Annotated in this window: 17 protein-coding genes and 1 riboswitch; all 17 genes read right to left on the bottom strand. The window is 63.5% G+C overall.

All coding sequences use genetic code 11. The annotated features are described in order from the left end of the window. Window positions 1-66: 66 nt before the first annotated feature. On the bottom strand, window positions 67-882 hold the full coding sequence (trpC, locus tag HMPREF2942_RS08100; RefSeq protein WP_049353149.1) for an indole-3-glycerol phosphate synthase TrpC: 816 nt from the start codon (window positions 880-882) through the stop codon (window positions 67-69). 14 nt (window positions 883-896) lie between these two features. Continuing rightward, window positions 897-2507 (bottom strand): anthranilate synthase component I, encoded by a 1611-nt coding sequence (locus tag HMPREF2942_RS08105; RefSeq protein WP_049353150.1) that lies wholly within the window; start codon window positions 2505-2507, stop codon window positions 897-899. A gap of 297 nt (window positions 2508-2804) precedes the next feature. Continuing rightward, complete coding sequence (gene ribH, locus HMPREF2942_RS08110; protein WP_005506244.1) at window positions 2805-3281, bottom strand: 6,7-dimethyl-8-ribityllumazine synthase; 477 nt, start codon at window positions 3279-3281, stop codon at window positions 2805-2807. A gap of 56 nt (window positions 3282-3337) precedes the next feature. After that, the gene (locus tag HMPREF2942_RS08115) at window positions 3338-4159 is read right to left on the bottom strand and encodes a GTP cyclohydrolase II (RefSeq protein ID WP_141755604.1); all 822 of its coding nucleotides are present in this window, start codon (window positions 4157-4159) and stop codon (window positions 3338-3340) included. 8 nt (window positions 4160-4167) lie between these two features. Continuing rightward, complete coding sequence (gene ribB, locus HMPREF2942_RS08120) at window positions 4168-5460, bottom strand: 3,4-dihydroxy-2-butanone-4-phosphate synthase (RefSeq protein ID WP_070678048.1); 1293 nt, start codon at window positions 5458-5460, stop codon at window positions 4168-4170. A 250-nt stretch (window positions 5461-5710) separates the two neighbouring features. Further along, on the bottom strand, window positions 5711-7021 hold the full coding sequence (gene ribD, locus HMPREF2942_RS08125) for a bifunctional diaminohydroxyphosphoribosylaminopyrimidine deaminase/5-amino-6-(5-phosphoribosylamino)uracil reductase RibD (RefSeq protein WP_070688825.1): 1311 nt from the start codon (window positions 7019-7021) through the stop codon (window positions 5711-5713). Continuing rightward, window positions 7022-7753: a nicotinamide riboside transporter PnuC gene (gene pnuC / locus HMPREF2942_RS08130; RefSeq protein WP_044150500.1), complete on the bottom strand. Its 732-nt coding sequence runs from the start codon at window positions 7751-7753 to the stop codon at window positions 7022-7024. Between the two features lie 402 nt (window positions 7754-8155). Then, a riboswitch (FMN riboswitch) is annotated at window positions 8156-8353 on the bottom strand. Window positions 8354-9640: 1287 nt separating this feature from the next. After that, window positions 9641-10912 carry a beta-ketoacyl-ACP synthase II gene (gene fabF / locus HMPREF2942_RS08135; protein WP_070688826.1) on the bottom strand — a complete coding sequence of 424 codons (1272 nt, stop codon included), beginning with the start codon at window positions 10910-10912 and terminating at the stop codon, window positions 9641-9643. Window positions 10913-11181: 269 nt separating this feature from the next. Then, a complete protein-coding gene (locus HMPREF2942_RS08140; RefSeq protein WP_005506250.1) occupies window positions 11182-11424 on the bottom strand; it encodes an acyl carrier protein in 243 nt (80 codons plus the stop codon). 203 nt (window positions 11425-11627) lie between these two features. Then, window positions 11628-12653: a beta-ketoacyl-ACP synthase III gene (locus HMPREF2942_RS08145; RefSeq protein WP_070688827.1), complete on the bottom strand. Its 1026-nt coding sequence runs from the start codon at window positions 12651-12653 to the stop codon at window positions 11628-11630. A gap of 116 nt (window positions 12654-12769) precedes the next feature. Next, entirely contained in the window at window positions 12770-13669 is a 900-nt protein-coding gene (locus HMPREF2942_RS08150; protein WP_005507477.1) for an ACP S-malonyltransferase, read from the bottom strand. Between the two features lie 250 nt (window positions 13670-13919). Further along, window positions 13920-14996: a tyrosine recombinase XerC gene (locus HMPREF2942_RS08155; RefSeq protein ID WP_070688828.1), complete on the bottom strand. Its 1077-nt coding sequence runs from the start codon at window positions 14994-14996 to the stop codon at window positions 13920-13922. Window positions 14997-15220: 224 nt separating this feature from the next. Continuing rightward, window positions 15221-16885 (bottom strand): DNA-processing protein DprA, encoded by a 1665-nt coding sequence (gene dprA, locus HMPREF2942_RS08160; protein ID WP_246824408.1) that lies wholly within the window; start codon window positions 16883-16885, stop codon window positions 15221-15223. 130 nt (window positions 16886-17015) lie between these two features. Next, on the bottom strand, window positions 17016-18554 hold the full coding sequence (locus HMPREF2942_RS08165; RefSeq protein WP_070635309.1) for a YifB family Mg chelatase-like AAA ATPase: 1539 nt from the start codon (window positions 18552-18554) through the stop codon (window positions 17016-17018). Next, a complete protein-coding gene (locus tag HMPREF2942_RS08170) occupies window positions 18554-19039 on the bottom strand; it encodes a YraN family protein (RefSeq protein WP_070688830.1) in 486 nt (161 codons plus the stop codon). Before HMPREF2942_RS08170 ends, HMPREF2942_RS08165 begins: the two co-directional genes overlap by 1 nt. 317 nt (window positions 19040-19356) lie before the next feature. Further along, window positions 19357-19683: a DUF2469 domain-containing protein gene (locus tag HMPREF2942_RS08175; RefSeq protein WP_005506259.1), complete on the bottom strand. Its 327-nt coding sequence runs from the start codon at window positions 19681-19683 to the stop codon at window positions 19357-19359. A gap of 98 nt (window positions 19684-19781) precedes the next feature. Then, complete coding sequence (locus HMPREF2942_RS08180; protein WP_070688831.1) at window positions 19782-20612, bottom strand: ribonuclease HII; 831 nt, start codon at window positions 20610-20612, stop codon at window positions 19782-19784. Window positions 20613-20615: the final 3 nt, after the last annotated feature.

Genomic DNA, 20615 nt, shown 5'->3' on the forward strand with positions numbered 1-20615 from the left:
ACAACTAACCCACGGAAGCCTCACTCCCCCGCGATCGGCGTCCGGCACGCCATCTCTTAGCAACCCTTATCGGGTCACGGGCACCTTGGAGAATTCACGCACGGTACCTTCGGGGTCGCCGGAGCGTACCAGCGCTTCACCGATGAGCACAGCATCGGCACCGGCACCAGCGTAGGCGCGCACGTCCTCAATGCTGGCGACACCGGATTCGGCGACCTTGATGACGGAGGTGGGCAGGTGCGCCGCGAGGGATGCGTAGTGCTCGTTGTTGACTTCGAGGGTCTTGAGGTTGCGCACGTTGATGCCGACGATTTTGGCGCCGATGCGCTGGGCGACTTCGATTTCTTCGGGGGTGTGGGTTTCAACGAGGGCGTTCATGCCGAGCGATTCGGTGAGTTCGAGGAACTCGCGCAGGGTCTGCTCGTCAAGTGCCGCGACAATCAGCAGAACCAGGTCGGCGCCGTGTGCGCGTGCCTCCCAAATCTGGTACTCGTCGACGGTGAAGTCCTTGCGCAGCACGGGGATGTTCACGGCGGCGCGGACTGCGTCAAGGTCGGCGAGGGAGCCGTTGAATCGGCGCTGCTCGGTGAGCACGGAGATTGCTGCGGCGCCACCTGCCTCGTAGCGTGCGGCAAGCGCAGCGGGGTCCGGGATTTCACCGAGGGCACCCTTGGAGGGCGAGGAGCGCTTCACCTCAGAAATAATGCGTGCGGTGGTGCCGTTGCCGCCGCCGGGTACTTCACCGCGTAGGGAGGCGAGCGCGTCGCGGGCGGGGGCGGCTGCGAGGGCGCGCTTCTTCATTTCTTCGAGGGGAACCTGTTGTACGCGGGCGGCGAGGTCTTCGCGGACGCCGACGATGATCTCGTCGAGAACGGTGCTCATGGTGTCTCCTTGGGTTACTTGGTGGCGTTGACGGCTGCGTCTGCGTCCAGGGGTGCCAGGCCGGAGGCGGTCAGCACGGCGCGCAACGGGGCGGCGGACTTGTTGACGGTTTCGAGGGTTTCGGAGTCCGGGTTGGAGTCCATGACGAGGCCCGCACCTGCCTGTACGTAGGCGGTGCCTTCCTTGAGTACGGCGGTGCGGATGGCGATTGCCATGTCCATGTTGCCGGCGAAGTCGAAGTAGCCACATACGCCGCCGTAGACGCCGCGGCGGGTGGGTTCGTATTCGTCGATGAGCTGCATGGCGCGCGGCTTGGGCGCGCCGGAGAGGGTGCCTGCCGGGAAGGCGACGCGCAGCACGTCGTAGGCGCTGAACTGCGGGTCGAGTTCGGCGCTGACGGCGGAGGAAATGTGCATGATGTGGCTGAAACGCTCAATAATCATGAACTGGTCGACGGACACGGTGCCGGGCTTGGCGATGCGCGAGAGGTCGTTGCGTGCCAGGTCGACGAGCATGAGGTGTTCGGAGCGTTCCTTCTGGTCGGCGAGCAGTTCCTCGGCGAGTGCGAGGTCTTCTTCGCGGGTTGCGCCGCGCGGGCGGGAACCGGCGATGGGGTGGGTGCTGGCGATGCCGTCCTTGAGGGTGACGAGCGCCTCCGGGGAGGAGCCGACGATGTGGAAGGGGGTGCCGTTGCTGTCTTCAAAGTTGAAGAGGTACATGTACGGCGAGGGGTTGGACTGGCGCAGTACACGGTACACGTCGAGTGCCTTGGCGTTGGTTTCGGCTTCGAATCGGCGTGAGAGCACGATCTGGAAGACGTCGCCGTCGATGATGTTCTTCTTGGAGCGGTCGATGGCGTCCTTGAAGCCCTGTTCGCTCCAGGTGAGGGTGACGTCTTCGCGGACCTTACGGTCAACGTCTGCCACGCCGGAGAGAGTGGAGGTGGTTGCGGTGGCGCCGCGCTGTAGGCGGCGGAGCATGCTGTGCAGGCGCGCGACGGCATCCTCGTAGGCTCCGTCAACGTTTTCGCTGGTGCCGTTGAAGTTGATGGCGTTGGCGACGAGCAGGACGGTGCCGTCCTTGTTATCGTGGATTGCCATGTCGGAGACCATGTTGAGCGCGAATTCGGGCAGGTTCACGTCATCGGCGGGCGGGAAGGGCAGGTGCTCCCAGTGGCGCACAACGTCCCAGCCGAGGTAGCCAACCAGGCCGGAGGTGAGCGGCGGCAGGGTCGGGTCGGGTTCGGTGTAGAGCATCTGCAGGGTCTTGGCGATGGCTTCTACGGGGTCGCCGTCGACGGGTGCGCCGGCGGGGGTGCGGCCCTGCCAGTGGACTGCGCCGTCAACGGTGGTGAGGGTAGAGCGGGAGGACGCGCCGATGAAGGAGTAGCGGTCCCAGGCTGCGGATTCGCCTTCTGCGGAGATTTTGGCAGATTCGAGCAGGAAGGTGCCGTGGGCTGCTTCGACGGGTTCACCCTGGTCGTTTTGGAGTACGAGGGATCGGTAGATGCCGATGGGGGTGAGTGAGTCGGCGAGGATTTTGATGTGTACGGGAATGACGCGGGTGCCGGCTGCGCGGGCGCGGAATTCTTCGAGGCTGGGGGTGATGGTGCCCAAATCCTGCATTGCTGTACTCCTTGGTGTTGGGTTGGGAGCGCGTCTGTGCGCTGTGTCCCTTAGCTGCCGCGCGGGGTTTTACCGGTGCATGAGGGTTCTACCGTATGTGCTGGCGTGCATTTTTCTGGCGCATACATGCCAGATCCATAGACGCCCGATAATGCCTGATAAGGCCCGGTAAGCCCTTTAAAGCCCGGTAAGCCCTGCGCGCGGGTTGTTTCAGTTTAACCGGTGCTGCGGCCCAGTTCCACGGTGAAGAGCATTTAGTTCTCTTCGTGAAACTGAGCCGCGTACCGTTCAGCTCTGTTAGTTGCTGAACTGCTTGAGGGTTGCTGCGGTCTGCAGTGCCGCTGCGGTTGCCTCGTAGCCCTTGTCTTCGTTGGAGCCTTCCAGGCCTGCACGGTCGAGTGCCTGCTGCTCGTTATCGCAGGTGAGCACGCCGAAGCCGATGGGGCGGCCGGTCAGCACGGACACGTCGGTCAGGCCGTTGGTTGCGCCCTGGCAGACGTAGTCGAAGTGGGGGGTGCCGCCACGGATAACCACGCCGAGCGCGACGATTGCGTCGAACTTCTCAGCGAGGCGGGTTGCTGCGACGGGCAGCTCGAAGGTGCCGGGAACGCGCACGAGGGTCGGCTCGATGCCTGCATCGCGTGCTGCACGCTGTGCACCGTCGATGAGGCCGTCCATGACCTGGGTGTGCCAGCTTGCCGCTACGATTGCGAGCTTGAAGCCCTTGTAGTCTTCGGGGTTGAGGGTGGTGTCTGCTGCGCCTACGCCGCTCATTGTGTTCTCCTTGTGGGGTTCTGGGTTTGTGAAAAGTTTAGTTTGCAGGGGTGCTGCTACGCGCTTTTGAGCACGTGGCGCATGCGCTCACGCTTGGTCTGCAGGTAGTGAGCGTTCTCAACTCGGGCGGGAATTTCATCCGGGATGAGTTCGGCGACCTGCAGACCGAGGCTTTCGAGCGCCTCCTGCTTGGCGGGGTTGTTGGTCACGAGCCTCAGCTCGTTCACACCGAGTTCCTGCAGGATCAGTGCCGCCTGCGAGTAGTCGCGCATGTCGCCGTCCAGGCCGAGCGCCAGGTTCGCGTCGAGGGTGTCGAGCCCGGCATCCTGCAGCGCGTAGGCGCGGAGCTTGTTGACCAAGCCGATGCCGCGTCCTTCGTGGTTGCGCACGTAGATGAGGTACCCGCCGGTGCGGCCAATGATGCGCAGGCCGTTCTCCAGCTGGGGGCCGCAATCGCATCGGAATGAACCGAAAATATCGCCGGTGGCGCATTCGGAGTGGATGCGCACCGCGGGCGCTCCCCCGTCCTCGGTGGGTACGGGGGTGCCGTCACGGTCGAGGGCGCGGGCGCTGATGTGCTCGGCACCGTCTGCGAATCGCCAGGCGCGCAGGCCGAACACACCCTGCGGGGTGGGTACGGCGACCTCTTCGGTGCTTTCGACCAGCAGCGGGCTGGGGTTGGGCACCATGTCGAGGGGGCTGACTCGGTAGCCTTCAGCGAGCTGGGAGGCGATGCGCAGGGATTCGGCGCTGAGCTCTTCAGCCTGCGCCTCAACCGGCTCGACCAGGGTGCCCGGCTCTGCCAAGGTGACAGCCGCGGGGGTGCTCAGCTCTGCGGGAGTGCCTGGCGTTGCCTGGGTGTTAGGGGTTTCGCTCATGCGTTCTCCTACGCCTTAGCTACGTACTTGATGAGGTCTTCGATAGAGATCATGGGCAGGTTGTGCTCGGTTGCGAAGGCGCGCAGTGCGTCAAAACGCATCATGGAGCCGTCGTCGTGCACGACCTCGGCGATAACGCCCACACCGGACAGGCCCGCCGCGAGGGAGAGTTCCACTGCGGCTTCGGTGTGGCCGGGGCGCTCCGCCACGCCGCCGTCAACGGCGCGCAGCGGGAAGATGTGGCCCGGGCGGGTGATATCAGCCGGGGTGGAGGAAGCGTCCGCGAGAATCTGCACGGTGCGTGCGCGGTCTGCCGCGGAGATGCCGGTGCTCACACCGGATGCCGCATCGCAGGAGACGGTGTAGGCGGTGCCCTTGGGGTCCTCGTTGTTGGTGACCATGGGCGGCAGGTTCATCTCGTCGGCACGCTTGTTGCTCAGGGGTGCGCAGACCACGCCGGAGGTGTAGCGGATCATGAAGCCCATCAGCTCGGGGGTTGCGTGCTCGGCGGCGAAGATGATATCGCCTTCGTTTTCTCGGTCTTCATCGTCAACGACGACCACGGCGCGACCTGCTGCGATAGCGTCCACTGCGGTCTGCACGCTATCAAGGACGCTTGCAGCGTCGGCGCGACGCGGCGCAACCTGCTCACCGGAGTGTGCAGAGTCAGCCTGGGGCACGCCTGCGAACGCGGTCAGACGCTGCACGTACTTAGCGAGCGCATCGGTCTCAAGGTTCACGCTGTCGCCAACCTTGAGCGCACCGAGGTTGGTTGCCTTCAGGGTTTCGGGAATCAGGCCGACCTCGAACCATGCGGGGGTTTCGCCGGGCTCAGAAACGGCGGTGACGGTCAGGGACACGCCAGAAACAGCGATGGAGCCCTTCTCAGCGAGCAGGGGTGCCAGTTCGGTGGGCAGGTTGAAACGCAGGGTGCTCCACGCCTCGTGCGCGGTGACGGATGCGAGGGTACCGACCGCATCCACGTGGCCCTGCACGACGTGACCGTCGAGGCGGCCACCGGCGGGCAGGCAGCGCTCCAGGTTGACGGTGTCGCCGGGGTTCAGGTTGCCGAGGTTGGTACGGCGCAGAGTCTCACCCATCGCGTAGGCGCGGAACTGGCCGGGCTGCAGCTGGTCGAGGTCGATAGCGGTGAGGCATACACCGTTGACGGCGAGGGATCCGCCGTGTTCGAGGTCGGCGACGATGTCTCCGGCGTTGAGGGTCAGGTAGGCTGCGTCGCTACCTTCGATGGGGGTGATGGATTCTACGGTGCCGAGGGCGCCAATGATTCCGGTAAACATGTGTGCTTTCCTTTTCTCGCCGTGTCCGCCGGGGCGTCGTCGTTGAGGGCGACGGGCGGCGATGGTTTGTTCGTCGGTATAACTATACGTATTTTTCGAATATTCCCCGTGACGGGGAGCTTTTGTGCCAGCATACGAACCAGCCGGCACAAACTAGCCGGGCGCCGGCGGGGGTTCCTTGAGGTACTACTCCCCCGCCCGCGCTCAACCCAGGCGGATGCTAGTTCAGCCGCGACTAGTCCAGCCTCGGCTAATCTAATCTCGGTTCGGGCGCGTGGCAGGCGTCCAGCTTCGGCAGGGTACGCCGCTCACCCGGTTCCTGCGCCGTTCCGCGAGGTGCCGGCACCAGGTGCGTTGCGGTGTCATTGCCGAGCACGCGCACCGCCGGGAACATGCCCAGGTCGTCCAGTTGCAGGCGCGGCGCCTGCGCGAGGGTGTCCACGAGCAGACGGTACACGGCACTCTTGCCCTGCCCCATGATCATGGGGGCGCGGTACCAGACCATCTCGTCGATGAGGTCTTCACCGGCGAAGAGGCCGACCATGCCGGGGCCGCCCTCAATCATGAGGTGCCGCACCCCGCGGGCGTACAGTTCGTCGAGCAGTTCACGCGGGTCGTGGGTGAAGACCTGTAGGAAGTTCTGCGGGTCCGCCTCCACGCCTTCGGGCGGGTTGAGGCCGCGCACGCGGTAGTTCTCGGTAATCTCGGTTTTGCCCATGACCACGCGCAGCGGCTGCTTCTCGAAGCGTTCCCCGTTGGCGTCGCGCGCGTCCAGGGTCGGGTCGTCCATGAGGGTGGTTCGGGTGCCGATCATGACGGCGTCGGCGCGGTGACGAATCAGGTGCCCGTCAACGCGCGCGGCGGGGCCGGTAATCCACTTGCTCGTGCCATCAGCAGCCGCAATGAACCCGTCCAGGGTGGAGGCGCTCTTTGCGGTAATGAAGGGGCGGCGTTCGGCGGCGGCAATGAACCAGCGCTCATTCAGCTGGTAGGATGCGTTCGCGAACTCCTCCATGGCGTGCACGGTGACGCCCTGGGAGCGCAGGTAGGCGGCGCCTCCGGCTGCGTTTTCGGTGTCGTCGCTGTAGGCGTAGTAGAGTTCGCTGATGCCCGCCTCGGCGACGGCGTGGGAGCAGGGGCCGGTGCGTCCGGTGTGGTTGCAGGGCTCAAGGCTCACGTACATGCGGGCGCCGGTGAGGTCGGTTCCCGCGGCTCGGGCGGCGGCGAGCGCGTCGGCTTCGGCATGCGGGGTGCCTGCGCCTCGGTGGTAGCCCACATGTAGCAGGTGCCCGTGCGCGTCAGTGATGACGGCGCCGACGAGGGGGTTCGCACCGCGGATACCCTGGCGTGCCGCCTGCAGTGCCAGGGTCATGGCCTCTGCGTGGCTGAGCTCTTGCTCGGGGCCGGGCAGCTGGAGGGTGCGTGCGGCGGGTAGCCCGGCGAGGTGACCGTACTCCGCGGCGGAGTAGTCCACATCGTTGCGCGGCGAAGATACGCTCGGGGCGATGGTTACGGGCAGGTGCGCGCTCACCAGCACCTGCAGCGAGGGGTTCTGCGACATTTATGCACGGCCCTTCTTCACATCGGTTACCTCAACGGTCACGTCGGGGAACTGGGTCTGCACCCGAGTCTTCTGCGCCTCCAGGTTGCGGGTGCGCCACCAGACGAAGAAACCAACCAGGGTGAAGCATCCGTAGAACACGTACATGAAGGAGGTCGCGTAGTAGCCTGCGCTCCACAGCAGCGGCACGCCGACCAGGTCGACGGCAACCCAAATGAGCCAGAATTCAACCCAGCCGCGCGCCATGCCGTAGGTGGCAAGCAGCGAGCCGGTGAAGATCCAGGCGTCGGACCAGACGGGTTCGTAGGAGCCGAGGGCGCGGAAGATGGGGGTGAGCAGCAGGGTGCCCGCGACCATGGCGACAACCAGGCCTGCGCGTTCGGTGTTGGTAGCCCACTTGGGGATCACTGCGGCACCTTCGGAGGCGTCACCACCGGCTGCGCGGGTGGCACGCCAACGATGCCAGCCCCAGATGGACACTGCAATAAACATGATCTGGCGGCCTGCCTGGCCGAGCATGGTGACGGGGTGCGGGCTGCCGACGAGGGCGCCCAGGAAGACGGTGAGGAGCAGCAGGTTGCCGAGAATGCCGACAGGCCACGCCCATACTTTGCGTCGCATTCCGCCGAGCGCCGATGCCAGGCCGAATGCGTTTCCGAGAACTTCGCGCACGAGGAGGGACTGGTCCCCCACGTGAATTTGTGCGTCGAAGAGCCACCGCAAGATGTCCATTGTTTCTTTCCTCTCTGAGTTGGACCGTGTGTCGGATGCGCTGGGTGCGCATCTGCGGCGGCTCCGGGGAGAGGAACAGAAAGGGCGGCTACCGCGGGCATCTTATGGAGTGCCCGATTTATGGGTGCCCGGTATCCGTGGTGAGGCGGGAGCGGCGAATCAGCTAACCGTAGCTGAAAACCGTGGCTGGCACCAGCCGGCTGCGGTCGAGGGGAATAACGTACCGGCACCTACGAAAGGTGCCTCTCCCCTGTCTCACAGAAAGCTGTCTCTCAGAAAACCGCTGTGCTCTCGAGTAACAGCTTTTTCGAGCAACAGTTTTCTCAAGCAACCGCGTCAGTGCACCCTGCATGCTATCCCGGTTTTCGGGAGGTGCGGCGGAGTGCGCTCCTGCCTTTTTCTGCTCGTGCTACCTTCCATCCAGACTGTACTGTCGGCACCGGATTTTCACCGGTTCGGCCTCTCTTGCGGGCGGGTGCCTCCAGCGGATTCTTATCCCCGACTGTGGGGCGTGGAATCATGTGAGTTTCACCTGCCTGCGAGAGCGGTTCGCGGGCTGTGACCGCCGGTTCGGAATTTCACCGACCCCGGAGCACGATGTTGATACTGATTATGCCACAGCGCATGCCGGGGTTTTAATTTGTTTTCTCTGGGATAACTTCCGTGACAAGATGACGTTTTATGACTGTACTCTCAGCGCGTCTTCAAGACCCTCTCAACAAGCCCTCGCGGCAGTCACTTGCGGGACCGTTTTGGAACCCGATTCTTCAAGTTTTCGGGGATGATTTATCACGGTTTCATAACGGTGGAGAGCACCAAACAGACCAAAGAGTTATGAGGACCTTCTGAGGGGTTACCCAGAACACATTGAACACCCGTCAATACCTTCATGACAAGGAATTATAACAATAAGGTTAAATTATTGGTTTAAGGTTTACTCCAGGGGTGATTTAAGGTTATTCTTATCTACAGGAGCTCCCATCACCGATAAACCGGTTCCGTTGAGAGCGACATGATTCGGACCAACCGAGCACTCACATCAAACCCTTAAGCTTCTGCCATTTGAAGCTGGAAGACTACTCCGTGGACTGCATTCTTTGGATAGTTTTCGACGCAGCATCTGCGCGCACTAAACTGCGCGGTTTATGCGGCACACGATGCTGAGGTGCTTCACCATCGGGAGGCAACCACACCGAATTGTTTTCTCAACGGAACCGGCGTGGGAACTCTTCCGAATAAACTTCCGGAAGAACGCGTAGCATGCGCCTTTGTACACCTATACAGGGGGCGTTGTGCGTATCGAACGGTCATAAGCTCCCGTTCTTTTGTCGTCGCCTACCGTGGTGCGCGATGGGGGTTACGGGAACCTTGCGGGATGGTTGATCCCGCGCGCTCTGCATTGTCTTGTGGAGTGTGGTGTGTTTGGGTGGCGTATTCGCAGTGCCGGAGCGAATACGCCACCCGTTTTTAACATCTAAAACAGGGGCACCCCAGACTGAGGCAAGCTAGCCTGAGAAGGAAACCCCGCACCAAGCCACCCATATTCCCTACCCCAAGGGATTGGCGCGTTACCTCTGAATCCCAACCACAGACCAACCCCTATATAAACCCCACCGAGGGGTAGGCGACCTAGAGGGCGTACCGGACACGCGAGGCGGGGGCTCCGTCCTCGAAGCGCCCCCAGGCGCTGAAGAGGGGGCACTCCCCCGCGAGCGTGAACCGGTACAACCTCTCCAAACAACTAACCCACGGAAGCCACACTCCCCCGCGAGCGGCGTCCGGTATGCCACTCTCTCGTAAACGCATTCAGAAAACGTAACGCTCCCCCAGCTACACACGGTAGTTGAGGGAGCGTTATATCTATATAAGGCTAGAAGCCCTGAGGGATTAGTCCTCTACGGAGCGGAATGCTACAACTGCGTTGTGACCGCCGAAACCGAAGGAGTTCGACAGTGCCACAATTTCGCCGGCGGGCAGCTCGCGTGCGTCGGTCACCACGTCCAGGTCAATCTGGGGGTCCTTGTTGTCCAGGTTGATGGTGCAGGGTGCGGTGCGGTGGTGCAGAGCCAGTACAGTCAGCACAGCTTCGAGGGCGCCCGCGCCGCCGAGCAGGTGGCCGGTCATGGACTTGGTTGCGGAGACGGCAATGTTCTTGGTGTGCTCGCCGAAGGTTTCGTGCATTGCGGTTGCTTCGGGCAGGTCACCGGCAGGGGTGCTGGTGGCGTGCGCGTTGATGTGCACGACGGTCTTCGGGTCGATGTTACCGTCTTCGAGGGCTTCGCGCAGTGCGCGGGTTGCGCCAAGTGCTGCGGGGTCCGGTGCGGTGATGTGGTAGGAGTCGGCGGAGACGCCGGTGCCTGCCAGTTCCGCGTAGACGCGTGCGCCGCGTGCCTTGGCGTGCTCTTCGGATTCGAGGATGAGTGCTGCTGCGCCTTCACCCATGACGAAGCCGTCGCGGTCGACGTCGTAGGGGCGGGATGCCTTTTCGGGTTCATCGTTGCGGGAGGAGAGTGCCTGCATCTTGGCGAATGCTGCCATGGGCAGGGGGTGGATTGCTGCTTCGGCGCCGCCGACGATGACGACGTCTGCCTTGCCGCTGCGAATCATTTCAGCACCGAGCTGCATGGCTTCGGTGGAGGATGCGCATGCGGAGACGACGGTCTGTGCTGCGGCGCGTGCCTTGAGGTTCATGGAGACGGCTGCTGCGTTGCCGTTGGGCATGAGCATGGGAACGGTCATAGGGAGGACGCGGCGGGGGCCCTTTTCGCGGAGGGTGTCCCATGCGTCGAGAAGGGTCCACACGCCGCCGATACCGGTGCCGAAGGCTACGCCGGTGCGTTCGGGGTCGACTTCTTCTGCGGATTCGGCGTCGGGGCCGGAGAATCCTGCGTCTTCCCATGCTTCGCGTGCGGCGATGAGGGCGAGCTGGCCCGAGGGATCCAGGCGCTTTGCTTCTACCTTGGTGAGGCGGCCGGATTCGAGGGCGGGCACAGCGAGCTGGCCTGCAATGTATACGGGCAGGTCGTATTCCTTGACCCAGGGGTGGTCGAGGGTGGATACACCAGATACGCCCTTGGTTGCGTTTTCCCAGGTGGTGGGGACGTCGCCGCCAATGGGGGTGGTCGCGCCGAGGCCGGTCACCAGCACTTTTCGAGACATTGTGGCACTTTCTCTTCGGTGGTCGATTTGGTGGTTTATCCGGTGGTGTGTGGATAAAAACCTGTAGGGCCCGGGGGTAAGCGGTGCACGTTTTCAGGCGGTAGAGGCGCTGTCGTTGCGCGCTGCGTATTCCGCACTGCGTGTTCCGTGCGGGGTCCGCACTGTGGATTCCGCTGTGTGTTCCCGGGGTGTGTTGGATTGAAAGCTGAGTGAATAGCGATGCGGCGCGGGCCGGTGAGAGCCCGCGCCGCCTCGTTATTGGTTATAGCTTAGGCAGCGTTCGCGATGAACTCGACTGCGTCGCCAACGGTCTTGAGGTTCTGGACCTCTTCGTCCGGGATGGTCACCTCGAACTTCTCCTCAGCGTTCACGACGATGGTCATCATCGAGATGGAGTCGATGTCCAGGTCCTCGGTGAAGGACTTGTCCAGCTGAACGTCCTCAACCTCAACGCCGGTCTCTTCGTTAACGATCTCTGCCAGACCTGCGAGGATCTCTTCCTTGTTAGCCATTCAGGGGCTCCTTTGTTTTTTCGATGGTCATCGCACCCGCCGGGTGGGGGTACGCGTGCATTACCGAGTTTATCGTGTCTGCGTGGTGTACGCATGCGTCAACTCGGAGTTTGTGGGGATGCTTTCCCGCTTTCTTTTCTTTCTCGCAGACCGGCGCTGTGCCGGTCGTGAGGGGCGGTGAGCATCGGGCTCTGGTGGTTTCCTTAGGGAAGGACGACTACCTGAGCTGCGAATGCCAGGCCAGCGCCGAAGCCAATCTGCAGGGCGAACTTGCCGGAGAGTTCCGGGTTCTCCTTGAGCAGGCGGTGCGCGGCGAGGGGGACCGATGCGGCGGAGGTGTTACCAGCATCGACGATGTCGCGTGCCACTGCCACCGTGTCGGGAAGCTTGAGGGTCTTGACCATCTGGTCAATGATGCGGGCATTTGCCTGGTGCGGGATGAGCGCGCCGAGCTCGTCGGGGGTGATGCCGGCGGTTTCGAGTGCCTGCTTGGCGACCTTCGCCATTTCCCACACTGCCCATCGGAAGACGGAGGGGCCGTCCTGACGCAGGGTGGGCCAGATCTTTTCGCCTTCTTCGACGGGGTTTGCGGCGAAGTCGCGGTTGCGGATGTCCAGCAGGGAGTGGGTCATGCCGACGGTGCCCCAGCGGGAGCCGTCCGAACCCCATACGGTCGGGGCGATGCCGGGTTCGTCGGAGACGCCTACGACTGCTGCCCCTGCGCCGTCGCCGAGCAGGAAGGAGATGGTGCGTTCGGTGTTGTCGATGAAGTCCGAGAGCTTCTCAACGCCGATGACCAGCACGTGCTTTGCGGTACCGGCACGGACGAGGGCGTCTGCCTGGGCGATGCCGTAGCAGAAACCTGCACACGCTGCGGAGATGTCGTATGCGGGGCACTTGGAGCCGATTGCGTCGGTGACCAGGGTTGCCAGGGAGGGGGTTGCGTAGGGGTGCGAGATGGTCGAAATGATGACCGCCTCAATGTCCTCACCGGTTACACCGGATGCTTCGAGAGCGTCCTTAGCGGCGTCGATGGCGAGGTCGGCTACCGACTGGTTTTCGCTGGCGCGGTGGCGGGTTGCGATGCCGGTACGCTGTTTAATCCACTCGTCGGAGGAGTCGATTGCCTCAACGATGTCATCGTTGGGGACGATGACCTCGCCGCGGGCTGCGCCGTAACCGAGGATGCGGGAGTAGCGGTTGATTTCGTACTGCTTGAGGGTAGTCACGTATTCAATCCTTAGTGCTGATGCTCGCAAGACACTGTGTGCCTTGCAGGTCTAAAGTGCATGTCTAGTGTGAAGGGTTCCCAGTGCGGGGAGGGCGGGGTGCTCTCCCCCGGCGTTTAACCCTTCAGCGAGGCGAGGTCCTCGGGAGTGTTGATGGAGGTGCCGGGCACGCCGCGCATCGCGCGCTTTGCCAGGCCGACCAGGGTGCCTGCGGGAGCGACCTCGATAATGCCGGCGACCTCACGCTCGAGCAGGGTTGCCATGCACAGGTCCCAGCGGACGGGGCTGGTGACCTGGGAGACGAGGGTCTTGACGAACTCTTCACCGGATGCCACGGCGGAACCGTCGCGGTTGGTCAGCAGTGCGGAGGTCGGGTCGGAGACCTGCAGGGATGCGGCGAACTCTTCCAGGGCGGGCACGGCGGGTGCCATTGCCTCGGTGTGGAATGCGCCAGCGACCTTCAGGGGAATGACGCGAGCGCGTGCGGGCGGGTTCGCGGCGAATGCCTCGATGGCGGGGATGGGGCCTGCGGCTACGATCTGGCCGCCGCCGTTGGAGTTTGCTGCGACGAGGCCTGCTGCGTCGATGGCTTCGCGGACGTTTTCTTCAACGCCGCCGAGTACTGCTGCCATGCCGGTCGGGGAGGCGGCTGCCGCCTCCGCCATGCCGTTGGCGCGCACGCGCACGAAACGCATTGCGTCTTCGTCGCTGAGTACGCCCGCGAGGGCTGCTGCGGTGATTTCGCCAACGGAGTGGCCCGCGAAGATGAGTTCTTCACCGTCGAGTTCGCGCAGTGCGAGGCGACCGGTGACGATGCCTGCAGCCACGATGAGGGGCTGGGCGATTGCGGTGTCCTTGATGGTTTCTTCTTCGGCTTCGGTGCCGTAGTGAATCAGGTCGATGCCTGCCGCTTCGGAGAGTCGTTCCAGGTGCTCACGCACACCTTCAATCTCGAGCCAGGGGCTCAGGAAGCCCTTCTTCTGGGAGCCCTGTCCGGGGCAAACGAGTGCGCGCATGCGGTGCGACCTTTCTGGTTTTTAGTACTCGTACGCGGTGCCATTATAGAGACGGAGACCACGGTTAGTCTGTTACCTATGCTACCTTGTTCAGCCGCCCTGTATAAACATCACTGTGCAGAAACTTTGGGCTGCGCTGGGAGCCTAGACAGAGGTTGAACAGTGTATAGCTTAGATTGAACTCGTCCATTCGTACAACCCGAACGGGCAAGGTTCAAATAGAGAGACAGCTAACTTTCGGGTTGCCACCCTATGCTCGCGGATGCGCCCGCGCGTACGTCTCCGCCAGACGCTTCATCGACACGTGCGTGTAAATCTGCGTGGTCGCCAACGACGAATGCCCCAGAAGCTCCTGCACCGAACGGATATCGGCGCCACCATCGACCAGGTGAGTCGCCGCCGAATGACGCAAAACGTGCGCGCCCGACGCCTGAGTGTTCTCCACCGTGCGCAGCAGGCGGGTCAGGTCCTCACGAATCTGGCGGGTATTCGCACGCCCGCCCCGAGGGCCAATAAACAGCGCCGTCACGCCCTGCGCACCCTCCGGAATCCACTGCGGACGACCATAGGACACCCAACGATTCAACGCCTTAAGCGCCGGGGTACCCAGCGGCACCACGCGCTCCTTATTGCCCTTACCCAGCACGCGCACCGTCTTATTCGCCCGGTCCACGCTCTGCAAATCCAGGCCGGTCAGCTCAGAAATACGCATGCCCGAAGCGTACAGAACCTCAACCACGGCTTCCAGGCGCAACAGGCGCGCATCCCGAGGATCCTGCGCCCGACGCTCCTGCAGGGTAGTCAGCAGCTGGTTCATCTGCTCACGGCTCAGCACCGGCGGCAGGTGATTCTCCCGCTTGGGGGTGCGCATACCGCGGGTCGGGTTAGCGTGCACCAGCTCCTCCTCCTGAGCCCAGGTGAAGAACGTACGGAGGGTCGAACCACGGCGCGCCACCGTAGAACGAGCCGCCTGCCGCAGATGCAACGAACCCAACCACTCACGAATCAGGGACGCATCAATGCTGTCCAGATGCCGCACGCCGCGGCGAGCCATGTAACCGAAGAAGCCCTCCAAATCGGAGATATACGAACGGATCGTCTCTTCGGAACGGTGCTTCTCATAGCGCAAAAAACGCTCAAAACGGTCCAGGACGGGGCGGAACACCTCGCCGGAAACACCCAGTGCAGAATCGGGTAGAGCAGAGCTCTCTACTTGCTCCGGCGCAAGCGTGCGGGTGTAGGTCACCGGCAGGGTCGTGGAGGGAGTCTCGTCCCGGTATTCTTCCCGGCTTTCAGCTGGGTTTTCGTGCTGGCGGGTGGGGGTCATGCGTCCCTCCTTTCGTGTGTTCTCGATGCGCCTATCGATGATGCGGCGTCAGGGGTAGGCTCCATACCAGTGCGCGCAAGCCTACCCCCAATTGTAGAGAGGTTCCACGCTTTCTACGTGCTGCCTTGTTATGACCGGCCGCCCCGTCATGACCGACCCTCGCTCCCGCTACTGCCTGGGTGTTCACTACGGGCGTTCAGCCGGGGTTTTCAGCCGGGGCTCTTCTACGCCGCGACAGCCGGGCGGACCTTTCTCCAGCTTGTTCCGCTGCTCTCCGCCAGACCGCAACGACCCAGGTGGAACAGGTCAGCCATCACGTCGCGAGCGCTCAACCCAAGGGCTGCGGCAATCTCGTCCACGCCGCGGTAGGAGCGCGGGCTCAAGTCGTCCCAGACTCTACCCTGCCGCTCGGTCAGCTCATCCAGCGCGCTGGAGGAGGCAGCCTGATCCCACTCACTCTCGTGCTCGGTGCCCAGCTCAAACCCTGCGGCGGCATCGTACTCGAGGATGTCCGCGGCCTCGGTGAGTGTTTGCGCTAGTCCATCGCGCAACAGACGGTTCGTGCCCACCGAGTTCGGCGAATTAATCTGCCCCGGAACCGCCCAGAGGGTACGCCCAATCTCCATCGCGTGACGAGCCGTATTCAGGGCACCGGAACGCCAGCGCGCCTCCACCACAATGGTGTGCCGCGCTAACGCCGCAATCAGGCGGTTACGCTCCAGAAAACGCCAACGTGTGGGGGTGTTGCCCACGCTCACCTCGCTCATGATGAGCCCGCGGTCAACGATCATGTTCAGCGCATCCGAGTTCTGCGCCGGGTACAGCCGATCCAGCCCGCCCGCCATGAAGGCGATGGTCGGCAGGTCGCTGCCCTGCTGGGTCAGCGCCGCCCGATGCGCCGCAATATCAATGCCCATCGCACCGCCAGAAATCACCGTGTACCCGCGGCGCGCCAGCTCGGCGGCAAGGTGGGTCGTCGCCTCCGTACCGTAGATGCTCGGGTCACGCGAACCGACCAGCGCCACGCTCGGGGCAGACGCCACATCCAGCAGGTGCCGCGAATCGCCTCGGCACCACAGCCCGTACGGTCGAGCAGGCCCCAAATCGTTCAGCTGCGGCGGCCACAGCGGATCGGCGGGAGTGACCAGCCACGCCCCGCAGGTTGCCGCCATGTGCGCCTCCGCGTTCAGGGTGCGTTCCATGCGGCGGTTCCAGCGCAGGCGGCGGGTTGCGAGCCCCTTGCTGAACTTATCGCGGCTCATCTGATGCTCACCCGGCGTGTAGTAGCCATTCGCACTGGAAAACAGGGCGGACTCCCCCGCCGCGGGCGCACCCACCGAGTGCAGAAAATCGCTGAGCTGCGTATCCGGTTCGCCGTGCTCCCAGGTGTGCTCATCCGGGATGTGCCCGGTCAGCAGGTAGTGCAGGGTCAGCGGCGCTCCCAGGGTGGTGAGGGATTCGACCACGAGCTCATCTGCGGGTTCGGCGTAGCGCATCAGCTGGGCGGTGCAGCAGCGGATGTACTCGCGGCACGCCGCCTCAAGCTGCTCCGCGCTGAGGGCGGGATTGAACAGGGGTGCGGGGTCAGAACTGCTGGAGGATGTGCCCGCCGCGGGGTCGGGGTGCTCACCCTGTAGCTCCTCCCCCGGCTGTTCCTCCCTCGGCTGTTCTTCCCGGCTCATCTCTTCTAAGTACACCGGGTTCAGGTAGGAAGCGAGGAACCCCGGCAACCGCGCCGCATTATAGGGGCTCGGCGAGGGTTCCTGCCCCAGCGACAGAATATGCGCCACCCTCTCACGCACCAGGGCGTGCGCATCCAGGGTGCGGCCTGGCAGGCGAATCTGCAGTTCCTCCTGAACAAAATCCTCCGCCGCGCGCTCTTCCGGCACATGCTCTTCCGGCGCTGTTTCTCTCAGCCCATTTTCTTTCAATTCGGCCTCTTCAGCTCGTTTTCTGAGCTTCTTCTCACCCATGATGTTCTTCTCCTCTCGTGAGTGATTCCTTCTATAAACCGGCACGCTATGTCAGCTGCCCCTGCTGCCGCAGAAAAAGCGCCACATCCAGGTGCTCCCGGCTCGGGTAGGCGGCGCCCTCCAAATCGGCGAGGGTCCAGGCGATACGCAACACTCGGTCGTAGCCGCGCGCCGTCAGCGTTCCGCGGTCCACGGCGGCGTTCAGCTCGCCGGTGAGCTTCGCATCCAAACGCAGCGGGCCACGCAGAATCTTGCCGTTCATCTCCGCATTCGTCTTCAACCCGTACGGCTCCAGGCGCTCCCGCTGAGCCTGCCGCGCCGCCATGACGCGCTCGCGAATCTGCGCCGAACTCTCATTCACCTGACCGCCCGCAAGCTCCGTGGAGGACACCTTCGGAACCGTCACATTCACGTCAATGCGGTCCACCAGCGGGCCGGACAGCCGCCCAAAATAGGCGCGACGCTCACGCGGAGCACACGTACATTCCGTACCGGTACCCACGTTCATGCCGCAGGGGCACGGGTTTGCCGCCAGGATCAGTTGAAACCGCGCCGGGTATGTCGCCGACGCGCTCGAACGGTCCAGGGTCACGGTCCCCGACTCCAGGGGCTGACGGAGCGAATCAAGCACCGTGCGTTTGAACTCCGGCGCCTCGTCCAGAAAGAGCACGCCGCGGTGCGCTTTAGACACACAGCCCGGGCGGGGAATGCCGCTGCCGCCGCCCAGAATCGCCGGCGCGGAGGCGCTATGATGCGGCGCCTCAAACGGCGGCTGACGCACCAGCTCGCTCAGGTGCTCCCCCGCCGAGCAGAGGGAACGGATCGCGGTCACCTCCATCGCGGCATCGTTGTCGAGGGTCGGCAGGATGCTCGGCAGGCGCTCCGCCAGCATGGTTTTACCCGAACCGGGCGGGCCGGTCAGCAGCATGTGGTGGCCACCCGCGGCGGCAATTTCCAGGGCGAAACGACCCTGCGACTGACCGGCAACATCGCTCATATCCGAGGGAATTTCAGCCGGTTTCACCGCCGGGGCGCTCGCCTCCGTCTGCGGGGCGGGCGGGTAGGTCAGCTTCTGACTCTCAGCGCCGAGAGCGGCAAAGACCTCCGCCAGGCAGCGGAAACCGCTCACCTGCGCGCCGGGAATGAGCGCCGCCTCCTCAGCGTTTTCGGCGGGCACAATCACGCGGTGGTGACCGGCATCCACGGCTGCTTTGACCGCGGGCAGGATGCCCGGCACGGGACGTAGCGTTCCGTCCAGTCCCAGCTCGCCCAGGAAGACGCTATCGCCGCTGGGATGCAGTTTCTTCTCCGCCTGCAACGCCGCAACCACAATGGCAAGGTCGAACGCCGAGCCGCGCTTGGGTAGGGTCGCGGGGGTCAGGTTCACGGTGAGCCGGTGCTGAGTGAGGGTGATGCCGGTGTTCTTCGCCGCGGAGCGCACACGCTCTTTAGATTCGTTGAGGGCGGTATCGGGCAGTCCCAGCAGCACGAAGCCGGGTAGGCCCTGCGAGATGTCAGCCTCGACGTCAACAATATGCCCGCGCAAGCCAACCAGCGCCACGGAATAGGTGCGTGCGAATCCCATTACGCCACCGCCTTCAGATGCTCGAAGGTGAAGGTTTCGCAGGTTCCGGTCACCGCAATTGCGTCAATGCGAAAGCGCGGAAAATCCAGGTTCTTGCGCAGGCGGCACCAGAGAATCGCCAGCGAGCGCGTGCGACGCGCCTTATCGCGGTCAATGGACGCGAACGGGTGCCCAAAGTCTTCGCTGCTGCGGGTCTTGACCTCAACGAAAACCAGTTCGTCCTCGGGGTCAATGGCGATCAGGTCGAGCTCGCCGCGGATCTGTTCGTGTTCCAGCCCGGCGGGCGGTCGCCAATTCCTCTCCAGAATGCGGTAGCCGTTCGCTTCCAGGATGCGGGCGGTCAGCTCCTCGCCCCACCTGCCGACGCTGTGGGCGCGAGGCGGGGTTCGCTGGAGCTGGGTTCGCGGAGGCTGGGTGCTCTGGAGCAGGGGTCTGTTGGGTGCGCTTCGGGTTGCGGCGCGGGCTGTTATTCGGGCTGTTGTCATGGGTCTCTCCCCCGGTAGATAGCGGTAGTGCTTCTACTGTGCCCGCCGCGCGCGTGCCCGAATGCGGTTAACGAAAAACTGTGGATAACCTCGGCTCCCAGAAGGAATTAGAGGTTATCCACAGTCGGTTATTTGAAATTTTGGGGTATATTTTTCAAAAACACCGCTCGGGTGTCGAATCGACGCGTCATATTCGCGCAGGTTCGCCGCCTGGTTCTGCGCGCACTTTCATCACTCAGTCCCGCCGCATTCCAATCACCCGGCACCGGCGCGCCTACCCGTGCTTACCCCCGGCAAGGCGGTAAATCAGGCGTGAGCTAGGCGTTAAAGTCCGGCATTTCCGGCACGGTGAACTCCTGGTTGGGCAGACGCTCCTCCACGTTCACATCACGCACCGAGTAGGCGTGCACCTTCTTCACAAAGCGGTTGGAGCGGAATACATCCCACACCCACACGTCGCTCATGCTCACCTCAAAGTAGAGGGTGCCGTCCTGCACGTGCGGGGTGACGTCCACCTGGTTCGCCAGGTAGAAGCGTCGGTCGGTTTCTACCGCGTAGCTAAAGAGCGACATGACGTCTTTGTATTCGCGGTAGAGTGCCATTTGGGCGTCGGTCTCGTAGTTTTCGAGGTCTTCTGCGCTCACTACTCTTCCTTTCCTGGACTTTTGTAGTACTGATTCAGCGGTGGCACGTTAGGCTTTCGCGGCCTTCCGAGGCGCGGTTTTCAGGAATACCACACGCCCTAGCCGCGCTGTGCCGCAGCGGCCTCAATCTGCTCGGCGGTCGCCGGAAGCGACCATGACAGTCGATGCTGCGGGCTGGGGCCCTGCACGCTAATCGCCTCGCGGTGAGCGGCAGATCCGTAGCCCTTGTTCTTTGCCCAGCCGTACCCCGGGTAGCGGGTATCCAGCTGAACCATCAGCTCGTCACGTTCCACCTTCGCAACCACCGATGCGGCGGCGATGGAGGCACACTTGTAGTCACCCTTAATGACCATGGTCACCGGCATCTGCGCGGGCTCATCTGCACCGCCTGCGCCTTCCCACGCTTGGGCGAGCAGTTCGTTGTAGTGTGCCTGCGCCGGGTCCGGTGCCAGCGCACTGAACAGGTCCTCCTGCGGAGGGGTGAACCAGTCGTGCTTACCGTCCAGCAGGGCGGCGTCGGCACGGTATCCGCGGCGCGCCAGCTCGGCGAGCGCACGCTGGGCGGCAAGCCTCAGCGAGAGGGTCATGCCGAGCCGGTCAATATCTGCCGGTTCCACGTGCCCGACCGCCACGGCGCACCACTGGCGGATTTCGGGAACCATGGATTCGCGGCGTGCCGGTGAGAGCGCCTTGGAGTCGATCAGCCCGCCCACCTCGAGGGTGGCGTCCGGGGTGAGGATTGCGACGCCCACGGTGACCGGGCCCGCCATGGAGCCGCGGCCTACCTCGTCGATTCCGGCAACTGTGCGGGCGCCGGAGGCGAAGAGCTGTTGCTCGTACTCGAGGTCGGCGGCGGGCGGGGTTGTCTTCGCGGGCTTAGCTTGAGTGGGTTTCGTTGTGCTCTTCTGGGCGCTCACCATCATTGCCACGCT

This window comes from Rothia sp. HMSC071C12, from assembly GCF_001813895.1.
Lineage (GTDB): Bacteria > Actinomycetota > Actinomycetes > Actinomycetales > Micrococcaceae > Rothia > Rothia mucilaginosa.

What these genes read in the sequence shown, in the direction of transcription:
- ribH (WP_005506244.1), bottom strand. Translation starts at nt 3,281, where the DNA reads ATGAGCGGCGTAGGCGCAGCAGACACCACCCTCAACCCCGAAGACTAC.
- trpC (WP_049353149.1), bottom strand. Translation starts at nt 882, where the DNA reads ATGAGCACCGTTCTCGACGAGATCATCGTCGGCGTCCGCGAAGACCTC.
- pnuC (WP_044150500.1), bottom strand. Translation starts at nt 7,753, where the DNA reads ATGGACATCTTGCGGTGGCTCTTCGACGCACAAATTCACGTGGGGGAC.
- HMPREF2942_RS08105 (WP_049353150.1), bottom strand. Translation starts at nt 2,507, where the DNA reads ATGCAGGATTTGGGCACCATCACCCCCAGCCTCGAAGAATTCCGCGCC.
- ribD (WP_070688825.1), bottom strand. Translation starts at nt 7,021, where the DNA reads ATGTCGCAGAACCCCTCGCTGCAGGTGCTGGTGAGCGCGCACCTGCCC.
- HMPREF2942_RS08170 (WP_070688830.1), bottom strand. Translation starts at nt 19,039, where the DNA reads ATGACAACAGCCCGAATAACAGCCCGCGCCGCAACCCGAAGCGCACCC.
- HMPREF2942_RS08140 (WP_005506250.1), bottom strand. Translation starts at nt 11,424, where the DNA reads ATGGCTAACAAGGAAGAGATCCTCGCAGGTCTGGCAGAGATCGTTAAC.
- HMPREF2942_RS08150 (WP_005507477.1), bottom strand. Translation starts at nt 13,669, where the DNA reads ATGCGCGCACTCGTTTGCCCCGGACAGGGCTCCCAGAAGAAGGGCTTC.
- HMPREF2942_RS08165 (WP_070635309.1), bottom strand. Translation starts at nt 18,554, where the DNA reads ATGGGATTCGCACGCACCTATTCCGTGGCGCTGGTTGGCTTGCGCGGG.
- fabF (WP_070688826.1), bottom strand. Translation starts at nt 10,912, where the DNA reads ATGTCTCGAAAAGTGCTGGTGACCGGCCTCGGCGCGACCACCCCCATT.
- ribB (WP_070678048.1), bottom strand. Translation starts at nt 5,460, where the DNA reads ATGTTTACCGGAATCATTGGCGCCCTCGGCACCGTAGAATCCATCACC.
- HMPREF2942_RS08155 (WP_070688828.1), bottom strand. Translation starts at nt 14,996, where the DNA reads ATGACCCCCACCCGCCAGCACGAAAACCCAGCTGAAAGCCGGGAAGAA.
- HMPREF2942_RS08115 (WP_141755604.1), bottom strand. Translation starts at nt 4,159, where the DNA reads ATGAGCGAAACCCCTAACACCCAGGCAACGCCAGGCACTCCCGCAGAG.